The sequence below is a fragment of the Paenibacillus sp. Y951 genome, assembly GCF_056786395.1.
Genome location: NZ_JBXCIY010000034.1, coordinates 1 through 17,376, shown reverse-complemented (window position 1 = coordinate 17,376; position 17,376 = coordinate 1). Strand labels below are relative to the sequence as shown.

The window sequence follows — 17,376 nt, the reverse complement described above, 5'->3', positions numbered from 1 at the left end:
CCTGTTGCTGAGGCTTTCTTATCAAAGCTCGCTGTGCTTGGTGTAATTGTACTGTTTGACGGCGTGCTGTCGCTTACCGTTAATGTTAGCGTTGCATCATTTCCCGCACTGAACTTGAAGACAAGACTATGTGCTCCTGTGCCTAGTGTCGCTAAGTATTCCTTCTTCAGCGTGACCTCATTACCCGCTCCGTTCACGTCATAGGCACTTGCTGAAATTGGCGTTCCTCCTAATTCGATGTCTTGGAGCGTGTTACCTAGCAAACCTAGTTGCACTGTAATATCAGCATAACCTGTTGCTGAGGCTTTCTTATCAAAGCTCGCTGTGCTTGGCGAGATTGTACTGTTTGACGGCGTGCTGTCGCTTACCGTTAATGTTAGCGTTGCATCATTTCCCGCACTGAACTTGAAGACAAGGTCATGTGCTCCTGTGCCTAGTGTCACGAGGTATTCCTTCTTCAGCGTGATCTCATCGCCAGCTACGTTCACGTCATAGGCAGAGGCTGATATTGGCGTTCCTCCTAATTCGATGTCTTGGAACGTGTTACCTAGCAAACCTAGTTGCACTGTAATATCAGCATAACCTGTTGCTGAGGCTTTCTTATCAAAGCTCGCTGTGCTTGGTGTAATTGTACTGTTTGACGGCGTGCTGTCGCTTACCGTTAATGTTAGCGTTGCATCATTTCCCGCACTGAACTTGAAGACAAGACTATGTGCTCCTGTGCCTAGTGTCGCTAAGTATTCCTTCTTCAGCGTGACCTCATTACCCGCTCCGTTCACGTCATAGGCACTTGCTGAAATTGGCGTTCCTCCTAATTCGATGTCTTTGAGCGTGTTACCTAGCAAACCTAGTTGCACTGTAATATCAGCATAACCTGTTGCTGAGGCTTTCTTATCAAAGCTCGCTGTGCTTGGCGAGATTGTACTGTTTGACGGCGTGCTGTCGCTTACCGTTAATGTTAGCGTTGCATCATTTCCCGCACTGAACTTGAAGACAAGACTATGTGCTCCTGTGCCTAGTGTCGCTAAGTATTCCTTCTTCAGCGTGACCTCATTACCCGCTCCGTTCACGTCATAGGCAGAGGCTGAAATTGGCGTTCCTCCTAATTCGATGTCTTGGAGCGTGTTACCTAGCAAACCTAGTTGCACTGTAATATCAGCATAACCTGTTGCTGAGGCTTTCTTATCAAAGCTCGCTGTGCTTGGTGTAATTGTACTGTTTGACGGCGTGCTGTCGCTTACCGTTAATGTTAGCGTTGCATCATTTCCCGCACTGAACTTGAAGACAAGGTCATGTGCTCCTGTGCCTAATGTCGCGAGGTATTCCTTCTTCAGCGTGACCTCATTACCCGCTCCATTCACGTCATAGGCAGTTGCTGAAATTGGCGTTCCTCCTAATTCGATATCCTGGAGCGTGTTACCTAGCAAACCTAGTTGCACTGTAATATCAGCATAACCTGCTGCTGAGGCATACTTATCGAAGCCCGTTGTGCTTGGCGTAATTGTACTGTTTGACGGCGTGCTGTCGCTTACCGTTAATGTTAGCGTTGCATCATTTCCCGCACTGAACTTGAAGACAAGGTCATGTGCTCCTATGCCTAGTGTCGCTAAGTATTCCTTCTTTAGCGTGACCTCATTACCCGCTCCGTTCACGTCATAGGCACTTGCTGAAATTGGCGTTCCTCCTAATTCGATGTCTTGGAACGTGTTACCTAGCAAACCTAGTTGCACTGTAATATCAGCATAACCTGCTACTGAGGCATACTTATCGAAGCCCGTTGTGCTTGGCGTAATTGTACTGTTTGACGGCGTGCTGTCGCTTACCGTTAATGTTAGTGTTGCATCATTTCCCGCACTGAACTTGAAGACAAGGTCATGTGCTCCTATGCCTAGTGTCGCTAAGTATTCCTTCTTTATCGTGACCTCATTACCTGCTCCGTTCACGTCATAGGCACTTGCTGCAACTGGTGTACCAGAAATTTCGATACCTTGGAGCGTGTTACCTAGCAAACCTAGTTGCACTGTAATATCAGCATAACCTGTTGCTGAGGCTTTCTTATCAAAGCTCGCTTTGCTTGGTGTAATTGTACTGTTTGACGGCGTGCTGTCGCTTACCGTTAATGTTAGCGTTGCATCATTTCCCGCACTGAACTTGAAGACAAGGTCATGTGCTCCTGTGCCTAGTGTCACGAGGTATTCCTTCTTCAGCGTGATCTCATCGCCAGCTACGTTCACGTCATAGGCAGAGGCTGATATTGGCGTTCCTCCTACTTCGATGTCTTGGAACGTGTTACCTAGCAAACCTAGTTGCACTGTAATATCAGCATAACCTGTTGCTGAGGCTTTCTTATCAAAGCTCGCTGTGCTTGGTGTAATTGTACTGTTTGACGGCGTGCTGTCGCTTACCGTTAATGTTAGCGTTGCATCATTTCCCGCACTGAACTTGAAGACAAGACTATGTGCTCCTGTGCCTAGTGTCGCTAAGTATTCCTTCTTCAGCGTGACCTCATTACCCGCTCCGTTCACGTCATAGGCACTTGCTGAAATTAGTGTTCCTTCTAATTCGATACCTTGGAACGTGTTGCCTAATAGACCTAGTTGTATGGTAATGTCTGCATATCCTGATGCTGAGGCTTTCTTATCGAAGCTCGCTATGCTTGGCGAGATTGTGCTGTTTGTTATAGCACGCGTCACCGTAACGGTATACGTTTGCGTATCAACGTTACCAGATGTAACCATTACCGTTACTGTATTTTCCCCGACGTTTAGCTCTATTGTTTCCGCGTTTCCGCTCGCTACAGACGAACCATTCACCGTCACCTCTGCTCCGACATCCGCAGTCGTTGGCGTTACATTTATGTTCGTCACATCATTATCGACGCTTGCCGTGTAGCTTGTTGTTTCCGAACTAAATGTTGGTGATAATGTACTGCTACTCAGCGTAAGTCCACTCAATTCGGTACTATTTCCAAACTTCATCAGACGGTCAGCCATAAACGGAATCATCCAAACATTTTCCCCATCATACACGCCGCCAAGGAACGCACTTCCACCTTTTGTAAAACCATTAGGCCAATTGTTGTATCCCGCCATTTCACCGGTTGCCGGATCAACCTTGATTAGTCGATCGGCATTACTTGGAATGAGCCATATACTAGTACCATCATACACGCCGCCAGTGAAACTACTGCTCCCTTTTCTAAAGCCACTAGGCCATCCGTTGTATCCGGTCATATCTCCAATTACCGTATCAAATTTAACTAGATGAGTAGCATTATGAGGTATCATCCATATATTGGTTCCATCGAAGACACCTCCCCAAAATGCATCTGCACTTTTGGTAAACCCGCTAGGCCAATTGTTGTACCCCGTCATTTCACCTGTTTGGGGATCAACCTTAATTAGTCGATCTGCATTATTCGGAATGAGCCAAATACTAGTACCATCAAATATCGAACCATAAAATGGATAACTACCAAGGATCGTTCCGCTTGGCCAACTATTGTAACTAGTCATTGCTCCAGTCGTTGTATCAACCTTTACTAAGCGACTGCCAGAATAGGGGGCAAGCCATATGTTGGTACCGTCGAAAGCACCTCCAATAAATTGATCGCTTCCTCTCAATCCATCTGGCCAACTGCTATAACCCGTCATTTCTCCTGTAGCAGCGTTAACTTTAATAATCTGATTTGCACTATATGGAATTAGCCATATGTTAGTACCATCATACACGCCTCCAGCAAAAGCATTACTACCTTTAGTGAAGCCTTCTGGCCAATTACTGTATCCAGTCATTTCTCCTGTAGATGGATTAACCTTGACTAATTCGTTAGCATTAAAAGGTATCATCCATATACTAGTACCGTCATAGACGCCACCAACAAAGGCAGAAGATCCTTTTGTTAAGCCGCTTGGCCAAGACTGGTACCCAGTAAAAGTAGTACCTACCACTTCATTTCCAAAAATGGGGCCGCTATATCCAATTCCATCTTGACTAGAGATGTTTACAGCAGCTGTAACGGTCGATATGCCTCCAATGCCTATGTTGAAATTTCCCGGTATTATACCAGTTGTTAAAATAATAACCACAACCATAATTGCTAATTTTCTACTTAATCTTATCACCGTTTTTCATTCCTTTCGTATAGAGGATCATTGTTACTAGAAAACGTAATCGTTTCGTGATCAACTTCTAAAATGACCAAATAGCTATTCAAAACCGTGTTTTTATTCCAGAGTATGTAATGAGCTTGAGCGCATACCCCTCGCTGGTTCAATGTAAGGCAAATGCTTGAAATGCAACTCAACAAATTATTATGTTATCGACTACTAGTATATATTAATTTATGGTGATCAGTCTGTAACTCTAATTACATTTTATAAACAATTAAATAATTACTTATTTTTGAAAGACACCTATAGGAAACTCGGTGAAGAAGAGTTAAAGTTCAAGACATAACAAAAACCCCGAACTCATGCGGACGGGATAATCATCTAGTTCTTAAACAAAAATGCGTATCCACTCACTAAAGAAGTGAATGAATACGCATTTGTGAGTATTACATGGTTATTGAATATTTACTTCGGTTGATTCTCCATATATTTTAGTGCAGAAAGCATTAACGTTGCCACTTCTGCTCTTGTTGCATTAAAGTTTGGTCCAAAGCGATCACCACTTATTCCATTAATTAAGCCTGCTTTTTTAGCAGCTGCAATGTAAGGTATAGCCCATGCCGATATTTGGTCATTATCATTAAACGATGATGTAGCATTTTCATCAACGCTAATTCCTAATGCACGAACCATTATTACTGCCATTTCTGTACGAGTAATTTGATTAGTTGGACGTAATGTATTGTCACCATAACCATTAATTACTCCACCTTGAATCAATTGAGCAAAGAATGATCTTGCCCAAGTTGGTACTTGATCTGCATCCGCGAAATCAAATTCACCATTCACTGTAGTCGATAACCCTAGTGTTCTTCCAATCATCGTTATAAATTCTGCTCGTGTCGCAGTATTATCTGGACGGAATGTACCGTCTTGATATCCATTAATAATACCTGCATTAGTTGCACGTTGAATGGAATCAGCTGCCCAGTGAGATGTAAGATCCTTAAATACAACTTTATGATCCGTTGGTGGGTTAGCCGGGCTTGTTGGTATCCGTGTTTCTATTGGTTTTGGTGTTTCTGTTGGTGTCGGTGTTTCTGTTGGTGTTACTGTAGGCGTTGGGTTAGTTGGTTTTTGCGACGGTGTTGGCGTTGGTGTCGGTAACGGACTACCCTGTAAATCTACAATTCTACCTTCTACAGCAGAAGTCTCAGCTGTAATATTGCCTACTTCTTCTATATACTTCGTAAATACATCATAGTCTGGCAAGTATAGCAGGTTCACTCTTCCTTCTTTGTATGCTTTTTCTAATGATGCATAGAAGTCTCCACCTTGTGCTGTAAAGGCATTTGTTGCTACCTCATAACTAGCAGTTAAATCTAGTGGTACATAGTTCGCTCCATCTTTCACTTGAACACGTACTACACGTTGATTTACTGGTTTTGTTGAATCATAATCAAATCTCATACCAGAAATATGTGGGAATCTTCCGTCTTTTGTTGTTGTAATTGTAGATACACTATTTTCCAATGCATCTAATATTTCTTGACCCGTTAACATAATCGTTACGAGATCGTTATTGAATGGAAGCACCGTTAATACTTCACCTTGTGTAATATCTCCCACATTAATTGATTCTCGAATTCCTCCACCATTTTGTAGAGCAATAACAGCATTCGTTCCTGCCGCTTTTGCAGCATACAACATGCCATCGGTAATTAGATTACCTAGGTTCGTTTCTTGTGAACGTACATCTGCACGTACACCATTCAATACGACATCCGTATATCCAACTACTTCATTCATTAATGATTGAATACCTGGTTTGTATTTTGTTTCAAGTATTTCTTTCGCTTCTTCATTTTCTGCATACACATAGTTATTGTTTCCATCTTTTGCATCGATAGATACTAACTCGCCATTCCATTGTGACAGAACGCCATTCTCGTCAAACTTCACGTTCAGTTTACCTAAGAATTGTCCTTTTTCTCCTGTTTGAACAATTAGCTTCGGTGCTGCTGGATCTGTATTATCGACTACTGGCACATCTAGCTTAGTATGACTGTGTCCACCAACGATAACATCGACACCTTCCACTTCTTTTGCAAGCTCAAGGTCTGCATCATAGCCTAAATGAGAAAGGACGATAATTTTGTTAATATGCTGATCTTCTAGCATCGCTACTGCTGCTTTTGCTTTTTCTACGGCATCATCAAATGTTACATCCCCTGGTGAAGCAATGTTTGCTGTATCTTCAGTTGTTAAACCGATAATACCTACTTGCTCACCATCTATTTCTTTAATGATGGCAGGATAGATTTTTTTATCTTGTGCTGGGCTACCAATTTCATTTACGAAGTATTTGCTTAGAATTTCATCATTTGTAAAATTCACATTTGATGATACGAACGTAAAGCTTGCATTATCGATAAAATCTGCTAATATCCCGGAGTTTTTATCAAATTCATGATTACCGAATGTCATGGCATCGTAGCCTACTAAATTCATAAATTCTAAATCAGCTTGACCTAAATATTTATTGAAATACAATGTACCTGAGAATACATCTCCTGCATCAAGTAAAATTGGGTTAACTGCTTGAGACTTTTCTTCTTTAATAGCTGTCACACGACGCAATATATTATTCGGTGAATTTGTTGTATCAAGGTTTGCATGCGTATCATTTGTATGCAGAATGGTTAGTTCAAAATCAGTATCTGAAGGTAACGGACTACCCTGTAAATCTACAATTCTACCTTCTACAGCAGAAGTCTCAGCTGTAATATTGCCTACTTCTTGAATATACTTCGTAAATACATCATAGTCTGGCAAGTATAGCAGGTTCACTCTTCCTTCTTTGTATGCTTTTTCTAATGATGCATAGAAGTCTCCACCTTGTGCTGTAAAGGCATTTGTCGCTACTTCATAACTAGCAGTTAAGTCTAGTGGTACATAGTTAGCTCCATCTTTCACTTGAACACGCACGACACGCTCATTTACTGGTTTTGTTGAATCATAATCAAATCTCATGCCAGCAATATGCGGGAATCTTCCATCTTTTGTTGTTGTAATCGTAGACACACCATTTTCCAATGCATCTAAAATTTCTTGACCTGTTAACATAATCGTTACGAGATCATTATTGAATGGAAGCACGGTTAATACTTCACCTTGTGTAATATCTCCAGCATTAATGGAATCCCGAATCCCTCCGCCATTTTGTAAACCAATGACAGCGTTCGTTCCTGCCGCTTTTGCAGCATACAACATGCCATCGGCAATTAGATTACCCAGATTCGTTTCTTGTGAACGTACATATGCACGTTCACCATTCAATACAACATCTGTAGAACCAACGACTTCATTCATTAACGATTGAATACCTGGTTTGTACTTCGTTTCAAGTATTTCCTTCGCTTCTAGATCTTCCGCATACACATAGTTAGCTCCGTCTTTTGCATCAATGGATACTAACTCGCCATCCCATTGTGTAAGAACACCATTTTCATCAAATGCTACTTTCAGTTTACCTAAAAATTGTCCTTTTTCTCCTGTTTGAACAATTAGCTTCGGTGCTGTTGGATTTGTATTATCGACTACTGGCACATCTAGCTTCGTATGACTGTGTCCACCAACGATAACATCGACACCTTCAACCTCTTTTGCAAGCTCAAGGTCTGCATCATAGCCTAAATGAGAAAGGACGATAATTTTGTTAATATGCTGATCTTCTAGCATCGCTACTGCTGCTTTTGCTTTTTCTACGGCATCATCAAATGTTACATCCCCTGGTGAAGCAATGTTTGCTGTATCTTCAGTTGTTAGACCAATAATACCTACTTGCTCACCATCTATTTCTTTAATGATGGCAGGATAGATTTTTTTATCTTGTGCTGGGCTACCAATTTCATTTACGAAGTATTTGCTTAGAATTTCATCATTTGTAAAATTCACATTTGATGATACGAACGTAAAGCTTGCATTATCGATAAAATCTGCTAATATCCCGGAGTTTTTATCAAATTCATGATTACCGAATGTCATGGCATCGTAGCCTACTAAATTCATGAATTCTAAATCAGCTTGACCTAAATATTTATTGAAATACAATGTACCTGAGAATACATCTCCTGCATCAAGTAAAATTGGGTTAACTGCTTGAGCCTTTTCTTCTTTAATAGCTGTCACACGACGCAAGATATTATTCGGTGAATTTGTTGTATCAAGGTTTGCATGCGTATCATTTGTATGCAGAATGGTTAGTTCAAAATCTGAGTCTGACAGTGATTGACCTAGATCAATTTGTGCTACAACTGGATCATGATCAGATACACGTCCATCCGTTGGAGAAAAATCAGCATTCAAGTGTACAACATCTACCTGTGCATGACGAGTTAGGTTTTTGCTTACCAGAATATGGTCAAGTACTTGTGAGTTTCCATCATATGTGTACGTATAACGCTCATTTAGAGGAAGCTCATCAATCAAATTATCAAGTTCATTTCCTTTAAGCAGTTGAGCAGTTTTAGTAAATTGGAAATCATTCAAATCTCCAACCACTACGATATTAGCAGCTGCGTTTTTCGTTTTAATATCTTTCACAAAATCATTTACCACTGTTGCAATTTGATGACGTTGTGCTTCACTAGATTTAACCGCTGGTTGAGTTACACTGAAAGGACCAGTATCCCCTGATTTCGAGTTGAAATGATTGTTAATAACAATTACTTTCTCACTTTTGAACTCAAATTGTGCAGCAAGTGGCTTACGTGAACTACTAAATACAGAATTAGTTGGTTCAATACGTCCAGGATTATACGTTAATTGATCACTTGCTTCCACATAGCTAACTGCTTCTGCAGCCGAACCTTTAACATTATTTTCACTTGCTGATAATGTTACACGTTCAGGATTATACAAGAAACCAACTCGAATGTTACCTCCTGGCGCACCACCATCCATATTGTTTTCTGGAGCAATATCTACATATGAATACTCTGGACCACCAGCAGTAACAATTGCTTGAATTAGAGCAGTTGCATCTGCTTCAACAACAGCATTATTTGTTTGACCATTACCATCTTGCATTTCTACAACACTGATAATATCAGGTGTTTTCATGTTAGATACAATAGATTCCGCTAATCTCCCGGTTTTATCTGCACCTACTCCAGGATAGTAGTTTTCAATATTGTAAGCAGCAATCAATAATTGATCTTCATCTGGCTCAATCGTCGTTGTTTCACGTCGGAAAGCACCTTCATTAATTGCAGGTAAACTATTCCATGCAGGAATCACTTTAAAGTTTCCGTTGTTATATCCGATTACACCTGTAATATTACTTGCAAATGAATCTCCTGTACTTACTTCTTTTCCAGGATTACCATAAGCAATTAATAGGCGCTGAGGATTCAAATTATCATCTTCCTTCAGTACTAACCCCCCTGCAGGAGATATTACATCAGTAGCATCATTTTGAATCCTTGTTGGGATATTATATACCATTGAATTTCCTGAACCACTTGTCCAATATGGACTAATAATTGTTGGATTAGGAAGCTCAACAAGCATACCTTCTAATGATTCATAGAAATCAATTGCATCCTCTTCAGGTTGAAACTCAGTCATAGGAATTTCATCATTGTCGATGATGGATGAAGGAATAACTGTTCCATCTTCTCCAAGCAATACTGGGTCAGGTAATATGTTGTTTGAAGATACAATTACTCGACTTGTCATCGTAATTTGTGTTGATGTTAAATTACTTGAACTACCTTCGTTATATTCCGACACAGAGCCAGTTACTGAGACCAGATCACCAATAGCTGGTTTCAATGACTCACTCGTGCTATATACAAAAATTCCTTCTGAAGTATTCACATTAGCATCCGGTTCTGCATCTTGCATAAAGAATCCTTTGTACGCACCATTAGCAAATGTATAACCGTATTGAGTAACAATTCCTTCTACCCCATCTACCGTCTGTCCTACAAACGGTGTAGTATGAGATTCACCTTGAATATGATGAATACGGGGCTTTTCCGTAGCTGTATATTCAAATGTATACACATCACTTGTAACTTCGTTTGATACTACAATAGCTTTAATTGTCGTATCTGCACTTATCTGGATTGGTTCAACATAAATTGTACTGATTTCAGTAGGAGTAGAACCATCTGTCGTAAAGTAAATAACTGAATCACTTGTTGGAGTTGAAAGTGTAACACTACTTCCAATTATAATTTGTCCTGCGCCTGGATTTGCAATAACTGAGAACAAATCTTCAACTAATGCTTCAGCACTAAGTGGGATAAATTGATAATCTGAACTGTATTGTTTAATAACTCCAGTAATTTTTGCAAATGTTGCACCTGCTTTTAATGTAGGGATCGTTGAATAAATAATAAAATTAGTTCCACCTTGACTTGCTGTAACCTTACTACCTACCACACTTTCAATAGTTACATTTTCTAATGTAACAAGTTCTGCTTCATATGCTTCACCATTTGCTAATGATAAATCATTTCCAGTTATCAGTAGAGGTTGTGGTATTGTTACATTTTCCTCTACAACTTGATATTGTAGTCCTTCTAGAGGTTTAATTTCTTGTAGATTACTATAGATCTCCATGTAGCCACTAACTTCAACGCGATCACCAACGTTAGCGAATGAATTAAAGCCATAAAGCACTATTCCTGCTGTTTCATCCTGTATATATATTTCTGGTCCATCAATATGAGTTACAATTCCAGAAGTCATAACATTCTGACCTACCGGAGCCAGACGAGCTGTCGCTATATCACTTTGTTCCAAAAGATCATATTCGAAAGTAGAAGCTTGACTATCTGCATAGCCGTCTGCTTCAGCATATGCCTTAATAGTAGTTGGTTCAGTTATTTCTATTGGGCCAATATACTCTACGAAGTTATTATCTTCACCTAGGCCATTTACAGATACATAAACCACAGCATTTTCAGTTTCTGTGCTAAGTGATATTTCAGTACCTTCAGGCCAAGCGTTCGATCCATGTGATGCTGTTACATCACGAATAGCCAATTCATTATATTGACTATTACGCGGATCAGGTTTCGTTACAGTGAAATCTAACAGATTATTATCAGTATCTTGTCCACGACTATTAGCCGGAGCTTCAGCAGCTGGGTTTCGAATTGCAGCTGTTGTATTGGATAACACAGGAACCGGAGAAGTTTCTGACTGATTAGCAGCTCCGAATCCAACCAAATCAATGGTATTGCCAGTTGTATCTTCCAATTTAACTTTTCCAGCAGTTCCACTCATTCCTATTGTTCCAATAGCATCAGGAGTTGGTAATTCCAAAGTTCCATCTTTTCCAGCTGCTTCTTGTACCAAATAATAACTTTGAGGTGCCATAGTTCCATTCAGCACTGTTACATTAGTACCGTTGAATGTGCCTGCACTACTTGCATATTCCACCTTCCAGTTTTGAACATTTACCGTTTCATCTGTAGGATTATATAGCTCAATAAAGTCATTCTTATACTGGGCGCCAGAGTTTCCGCCACCTCCGTATACTTGTGAAATAACAATATGATCGATTACTTCTGCTGCCTGAACCAATGGGGTACCTACGCTTGCAAGAACATTACCAAACACTAATACAATAGCCAATATTGTAACTGTCCTTTTCTTCAATCGAGAAAATAAATCCTGCATGCTTGTTATTCCCCTTTTCTTCACTTGGATTAATTTACTATCGACTATAGAATAGTCATAATATGTTATCCAAATATCAAAATTAAGTTAAGTTGTAGTAAATATGAATGTTATTAATAAAGATATTGTTATCAAATTGATCGAGAAAAAATAAACAGTCTTGAAAACAGCAAAAAACACCTATTTCAATCGGCTGACTCAGCAGACCAGAAATAGGTGCACCAAGAATATGTGCAACATCTTGTTATTAAAAAACGATAGAAAATATTAAATACGCCCATTCACTTATCTCCGCTCCTACATACAATGTTTTAGCCCATCAATTAAGGAGTGACAAGATCATGCCATTTTTACCTCCTCAAGGCCCTCCTGGATTTCCAGGTTTCCCTGGATTTCCTGGACAAATGGGACAGCAAGGACAGCAGGGGCAAATGGGACCGAGCTCACCTCCTCCGGGATTCATTCCTCAGCAACCGGCGGTTTCTCCCTTTGCTGTCGACCCCGGAGCGATTGTTCGTTGTTTATTTCGGAATACGTACGTATGGCTCATGAATGGAAATCAATTCTGGTTTTACCCGGTTTTCGTAGGGCGTAACTCGGTTGCTGGGTTTCAGTGGAACGGAAGGTTTTGGATGTATACTGGATTGAGTTTGCAGTCGATTCAAACATTTACATGTTTCTAAATAAACTCGAGAAAAAACTCCGTTCCACTAGGAATGGAGTTTTTTCGTATGTGTTTACAAGCAGTACGGTACGGAATCATATCTGGGATAGATTCACTGAATTTATGAATGAATCTGGATGTCAGTTCTAGCTTCATCTGCAATGCAGTTATCCACGGATGCGTAATTACTTCTCCCCTGCATATGGGTACTCCCATGTCCTCTTCGAACTTATTGGGATTCACCTTTTCCAGACGCAAAAAAAACCATCCTCATGCGGATGGTTTTAATGATGTTGGAGGCGAGCCGTGGCTGTGCAAAACCACTATTCGTCGTAATGTGTTGATCATTACTTATTAAGATTATTAGTCGGGTCTCCATCTGGATTGCTGCGCAAATATCCATCTCCGTCTGCGCCATCACGATAATAGCCCTCTACATATGTACCATCTTCACGATAATATCCTTCTACATAATGAGGTTCTACATGATGTATACCAGTTTCAGTTGTTTGGGATGCTCCTTCTGCCGCCGTTGCATCTGCATCCGCATACGCCACATCTGCCCCATCCACAGCATCTATAACCCCTACTGCAATTACACCTACCGCAGCTGTGTAAATTAGCCCCTTTGCGCCCGATTTCAGAAGTTCTGTATCACTATTACCGATCCCCTTCACCACAGATACACCGTTTTCCACAACATTAACGACCATATGCCCTACGCCTTTCGCTGTCGACGATACGGCACCTCCAATATCACTGAAGCCCTCCTCCAGCTTTCCTTCATCCTGCTTGATGATACCCGCAGCTACATCCCATGTGCCGCTGGCTAGCTCCCCCGCTGTCTTCCCTGCAAACTTTGTCGCGTGTTCTACACCATCGCCAATCTCTTTAATAAAATTGCTTCCTGTAACTTCACCAACCACCCTTACTGTTCCACCCAGGACCCCACCAACAACCTCTCCTGCAAAGTTTCCTAAGCCTTTTAGAAATCCCATGATGACCCTCCTTATAGATATAAAACTGTATTTAGATATTTCAGGCTATAATTACTATATGATAAGTATAGGTGGGGATATTTACCTAGTCAATCACTAGAGGTTTTAGGCCTTAAGTTTAATGAACTATATTGCAGTTAACAGCAAAAATCCACAACCTCATGCGGTTGTGGATTTACATGGTGGAGCATCATGAGCGAAATACGAACTCTCGAAATCCTTATTACTAGCTTCAATTTCATCAATTAGCCCTTTCTCTACTGTAACTGGATTATCGCTGGAATTAAATATTAATGTGATCTTATCATCGTACAAATAGATTGAGTTGACGAATACATTAATTAGTGTGGCACGATACTTTTCTTCATTAATGTTACCTTTTTTAAGTTGCGTTAAAAAAACTTGATTTCTGGTTCAGTTAAAGTTACTTGCGAAAGTTGCTCAATCGCAATTTGCGCCTCTAAATTTCCCCTTTCATTATCAAGATTACGAAGATGTTCATATAAGGACTTACGAACCGAATCAATGTCACATTCTGCAATAGCATTAATCATATCGACCTTTTTACGCTCAACATCTTTAAGCAGCTTACTCAATCGTTTTAGGTCGGAACCGTCCTTTTCCCGTTCACACAGGGCAATTACTTCTTTTGCGATTTTATCAATGTGTGCATCATTCAATAGCCCCTACACAGATTGACAACTAGATTTTGAATATTGTCCTTCTGGACAGTCTTTTTAGAACATTTCTTCTTCCTTGCGTTAGTACACTTATAATAATGGTATACCTTCCCTGTTTTTGACGTACCACTTTCACCTGTCATCATATCTTTACAATGTCCACAAAACAGCTTTGTCGTTAATAAGTATTCTGCCTTAGCCTTAGCGCGAGCAGGCGCTTTTTTTCAAGCATAACCGCCACTTGATTGAAAAGCTCGTCTGAAACGATGCGCGGCATCTCTGCACTAGTTTCAGTACCCTTATATGTGTATATACCGATGTAATGCTTATTCCTTAGCATGAGTCGCAAGGAATTTTTGTTGAATTCCGCCCTTATCGATGTTTTATAGCCTTTGCTATTGAGATGTTTACAAATTTCCACATTCGAACTTCCGTTAGTATACATCTCAAAGACAAGCCGAACAATTTGAGCCGCATCTTCATCGATAACAAACTTTTTGTTTCATCGAGATTGTAACCAAGTGCAATGTTGCCCCCAGTACCTAACCCCTTTTCAGCGTTCAAGTCCATCCCCCTTTGAATCTTTTGAGAAAGCTCACTACTGTAGTATTGTGCCATTCCTTCCAAGAGCGTCTCCATTAAAGCGCCGCTTGCATCATCAGAGATATGTTCTCGGGCAGAGTACACACGCACTCCATTAGACTTTAATATCCTTTTATAGTGTGCAGACTGATATCTATCTCTAGATAATCTATCAAATTGATATACCAAAACTCCATTAAATGCCTTTTTAGAACTATCCTTAATCATCTGCTGAAATTGCGGACGCTTATCATTAGTTCCAGTTAGCGCTTCTTCATTATATTCTCCAATGACCGTCATACCACTTCTTTGAGCGTTATGAATGGCACTCCTTTAGTTGTCCTTCAATCGACTAAACCCTTTGGGAATGACTTGAATATCTGGCGTAAATAACTACGTTCATTATCTTTCGCCCCCCATTCATCTCTATCTACATCTGAAAAATCACAATAAATAAATTCCATTTTCAATCTGTATTCAAACGTCACAGCATCAAGGATTTCTCGTAAACATCATCTCTGAACACAATACACTGTCTGTTATATTTACTTGCTAAAAAGCACTTCATCAATTCGGGAGGCGATTAAGCCCGCTCCTCTATCGACATTTGCTAAAACGTGAGCTTCCGCCTTCAACGCTGGGTAATACGAAGATTGCATGACAACACCGGGATCTCCCCCCATAACAAAATACTTGAATATTTTGTTGTTTATAATTGTAATCCATACTCCGTATCCATAATGGATAAACTCACTGTCTTGAACGTGCGGAGAAAGCATTCGTTCAGTTAGGCTTTTCGATAATAACTGGTTGTTCATTAAACCATTCCAAAATTTAGTTACATCGTATACCGTAGTATACGCCCCTCCATCAGGTCCTCCTACAATTGGAATTGAGTATATGTTGGTTTTCCAATTATCATCGTTACCCACATAGCCAATAGCGGTACGTTCAGGTAACTTATCCATGGAAAAGTATCCTGAATCATTCATTCCACAAGCTCGAAAGATGTTTTCTTCGACATAATCGTTAAAACTTAATCCAGTTATTTTTTCAACAATTAATCCAAGCACAATGAATCCAGCATTGCTGTATGAAAACTGAGTTCCGGGTTCAAACTTCATTGGACTACTCTGGAACAATGGCAGGAAACTCTTTGGTGATGTAACATTGTACATCGGCACTGTTTTCCAAATACTTTCATAGTCAGTCATAAATTCTTCATCGTGGTAATCAGGAATACCGGAAGAGTGAGTTAGTAAATGGTGCACTGTAATTCTTCGATCAAGTTGATCTAGATTAATTTCTAAATCACTTATTAATGTGTCAAATTCTAAAAGCCCGTTCTGAACAAGCTGACAAATAGAGATTGCAGTAAATATTTTGCAACCAGATGCTATGCCAAATCTCGTATTCGTTGAATTCTTGATCTTGTCACTGCGGTTGGCAAACCCATAACTACCTTCAAACTTTGTCCCACCCTCAGCCTCAAATAAAACTACACCTGAAAATTGAATTCGTTGATTTTCTTCTTGATTATGTCTCTTAACTATTTCATTGATATCCATATTTGGGCCCCCCACTTATTACCTTCTAAATTGAGTATAGAAAAAATCCTGGCCTAGAGATATAGCTAAAACAATTATATAAGTCTTATACACAATAAGGCTCGACAGTGTGAACAACTGCCGAGCCTTAAATCAGTTATTTGAATAGACAATTTTCTTTATCGTATCGTGGGATAAATGATAACTCTTCGTAAGTTGATCAATGGACACGCCAAATTTGAACTTCTCGCGAATCTCTTTATTTCTGCGAGCCAGTTGTTCTCTTTGACCCGACTTTTCACCCCATTGTTTACGTAATCCATCCTTTTGGGGTATATATACGAATTCACCTTGAATGTATTCTTGGATTTCCTTTAGCAAATATTCAGGAAAAATGACATTGCCCTTAACATACTTCATCGAGGCACCGCTCCTTATATATTAAATCTATAAGGTAAAACGGAACCCGTTATCTTTTATTAACACAACACGAACAACATGATATCAACCTTCTTTCAAAAAATACATATATTGGACTTCAATAGTTCAAGGTTAACATACCTAGTGAAAGCATTCAACCCGTCCTTAATCTCTTTGAACATGACAAAAGAGATGGCAACTTTGCCATCCCTATGCAAAAATCTTTGCATTTGAGAACCAAACGGTAACTGAAAATCCTTGAGCACAATACATTGTGTTCGTTTTTAATAAGGTTGGTGGAGGCGAGCTTACACTGTTGAAAACCCTGTGAGAAGAATACACCATATAAGCTTCTACGGGTGTATTCATTGTTTTGGATTTATTCTGCGGGAGCGAACCTGTACTATATGCCCCTATTTGCTACAATCTCGTCTATTTCACACTTCAGTAAAAGATGCCTATGGGTACTTCTGGGCTTGGACATAGAGTTTTTGTAGAAAGTTCCTGGATTAAAAACCTACGGAAGAGCCTCCACTTATAAATGCTAGTCTAAAGATGTACAGTTTTGACGACATGCTACATACTTGTCTCAAGGGAGAGATGAGTATGTACATGACGTTGGATGTTCAAACGGAATTTGAGATTCGTAGTTTACTAGACTTACCTAAATTCAAA

At 40.0% G+C, this 17,376-nt stretch carries 10 protein-coding genes and 1 pseudogene; 1 reads left to right on the top strand and 10 read right to left on the bottom strand.

What is annotated here, in order from left to right; all coding sequences use genetic code 11:
* Together AC1TPB_RS24075 and AC1TPB_RS24070 are read right to left on the bottom strand one after the other, a co-directional pair.
* Nucleotides 1-4,124, bottom strand: a 4,124-nt coding sequence (locus AC1TPB_RS24075; RefSeq protein WP_482078807.1) for a X2-like carbohydrate binding domain-containing protein, incomplete at its 3' end; no start/stop codon positions are given.
* Nucleotides 4,125-4,577: 453 nt separating this feature from the next.
* Complete coding sequence (locus AC1TPB_RS24070) at nucleotides 4,578-11,810, bottom strand: 5'-nucleotidase C-terminal domain-containing protein (protein WP_482078806.1); 7,233 nt, start codon at nucleotides 11,808-11,810, stop codon at nucleotides 4,578-4,580.
* Between the two features lie 341 nt (nucleotides 11,811-12,151).
* Between AC1TPB_RS24070 and AC1TPB_RS24065 the strand changes: the two genes are divergently transcribed.
* Complete coding sequence (locus tag AC1TPB_RS24065; protein WP_482078805.1) at nucleotides 12,152-12,493, top strand: collagen-like protein; 342 nt, start codon at nucleotides 12,152-12,154, stop codon at nucleotides 12,491-12,493.
* Here AC1TPB_RS24065 and AC1TPB_RS24060 read toward each other — a convergent pair.
* The 8 genes and pseudogenes from AC1TPB_RS24060 to AC1TPB_RS24025 form a co-directional block, all read right to left on the bottom strand.
* Entirely contained in the window at nucleotides 12,490-12,732 is a 243-nt protein-coding gene (locus AC1TPB_RS24060; RefSeq protein WP_482078804.1) for a hypothetical protein, read from the bottom strand. The genes AC1TPB_RS24065 and AC1TPB_RS24060 overlap by 4 nt on opposite strands.
* Nucleotides 12,733-12,821: 89 nt before the next feature.
* Nucleotides 12,822-13,472 carry a DUF3892 domain-containing protein gene (locus AC1TPB_RS24055; protein WP_482078803.1) on the bottom strand — a complete coding sequence of 217 codons (651 nt, stop codon included), beginning with the start codon at nucleotides 13,470-13,472 and terminating at the stop codon, nucleotides 12,822-12,824.
* A gap of 392 nt (nucleotides 13,473-13,864) precedes the next feature.
* The gene (locus AC1TPB_RS24050; RefSeq protein WP_482078802.1) at nucleotides 13,865-14,152 is read right to left on the bottom strand and encodes a hypothetical protein; all 288 of its coding nucleotides are present in this window, start codon (nucleotides 14,150-14,152) and stop codon (nucleotides 13,865-13,867) included.
* Nucleotides 14,149-14,325: pseudogene (locus tag AC1TPB_RS24045) on the bottom strand (recombinase zinc ribbon domain-containing protein); the annotation flags it as partial. The pseudogene AC1TPB_RS24045 and the gene AC1TPB_RS24050, both read right to left, overlap by 4 nt.
* Nucleotides 14,326-14,330: 5 nt before the next feature.
* Nucleotides 14,331-14,597: a recombinase family protein gene (locus tag AC1TPB_RS24040; RefSeq protein WP_482078801.1), complete on the bottom strand. Its 267-nt coding sequence runs from the start codon at nucleotides 14,595-14,597 to the stop codon at nucleotides 14,331-14,333.
* On the bottom strand, nucleotides 14,525-15,058 hold the full coding sequence (locus tag AC1TPB_RS24035; protein ID WP_482078808.1) for a recombinase family protein: 534 nt from the start codon (nucleotides 15,056-15,058) through the stop codon (nucleotides 14,525-14,527). Before AC1TPB_RS24035 ends, AC1TPB_RS24040 begins: the two co-directional genes overlap by 73 nt.
* Nucleotides 15,059-15,279: 221 nt before the next feature.
* Nucleotides 15,280-16,302, bottom strand: coding sequence for a serine hydrolase domain-containing protein (locus tag AC1TPB_RS24030; protein WP_482078800.1), 1,023 nt, complete (start codon nucleotides 16,300-16,302; stop codon nucleotides 15,280-15,282).
* A gap of 132 nt (nucleotides 16,303-16,434) precedes the next feature.
* Nucleotides 16,435-16,701 (bottom strand): CD3324 family protein, encoded by a 267-nt coding sequence (locus AC1TPB_RS24025; protein WP_482078799.1) that lies wholly within the window; start codon nucleotides 16,699-16,701, stop codon nucleotides 16,435-16,437.
* Nucleotides 16,702-17,376 lie beyond the last annotated feature (675 nt).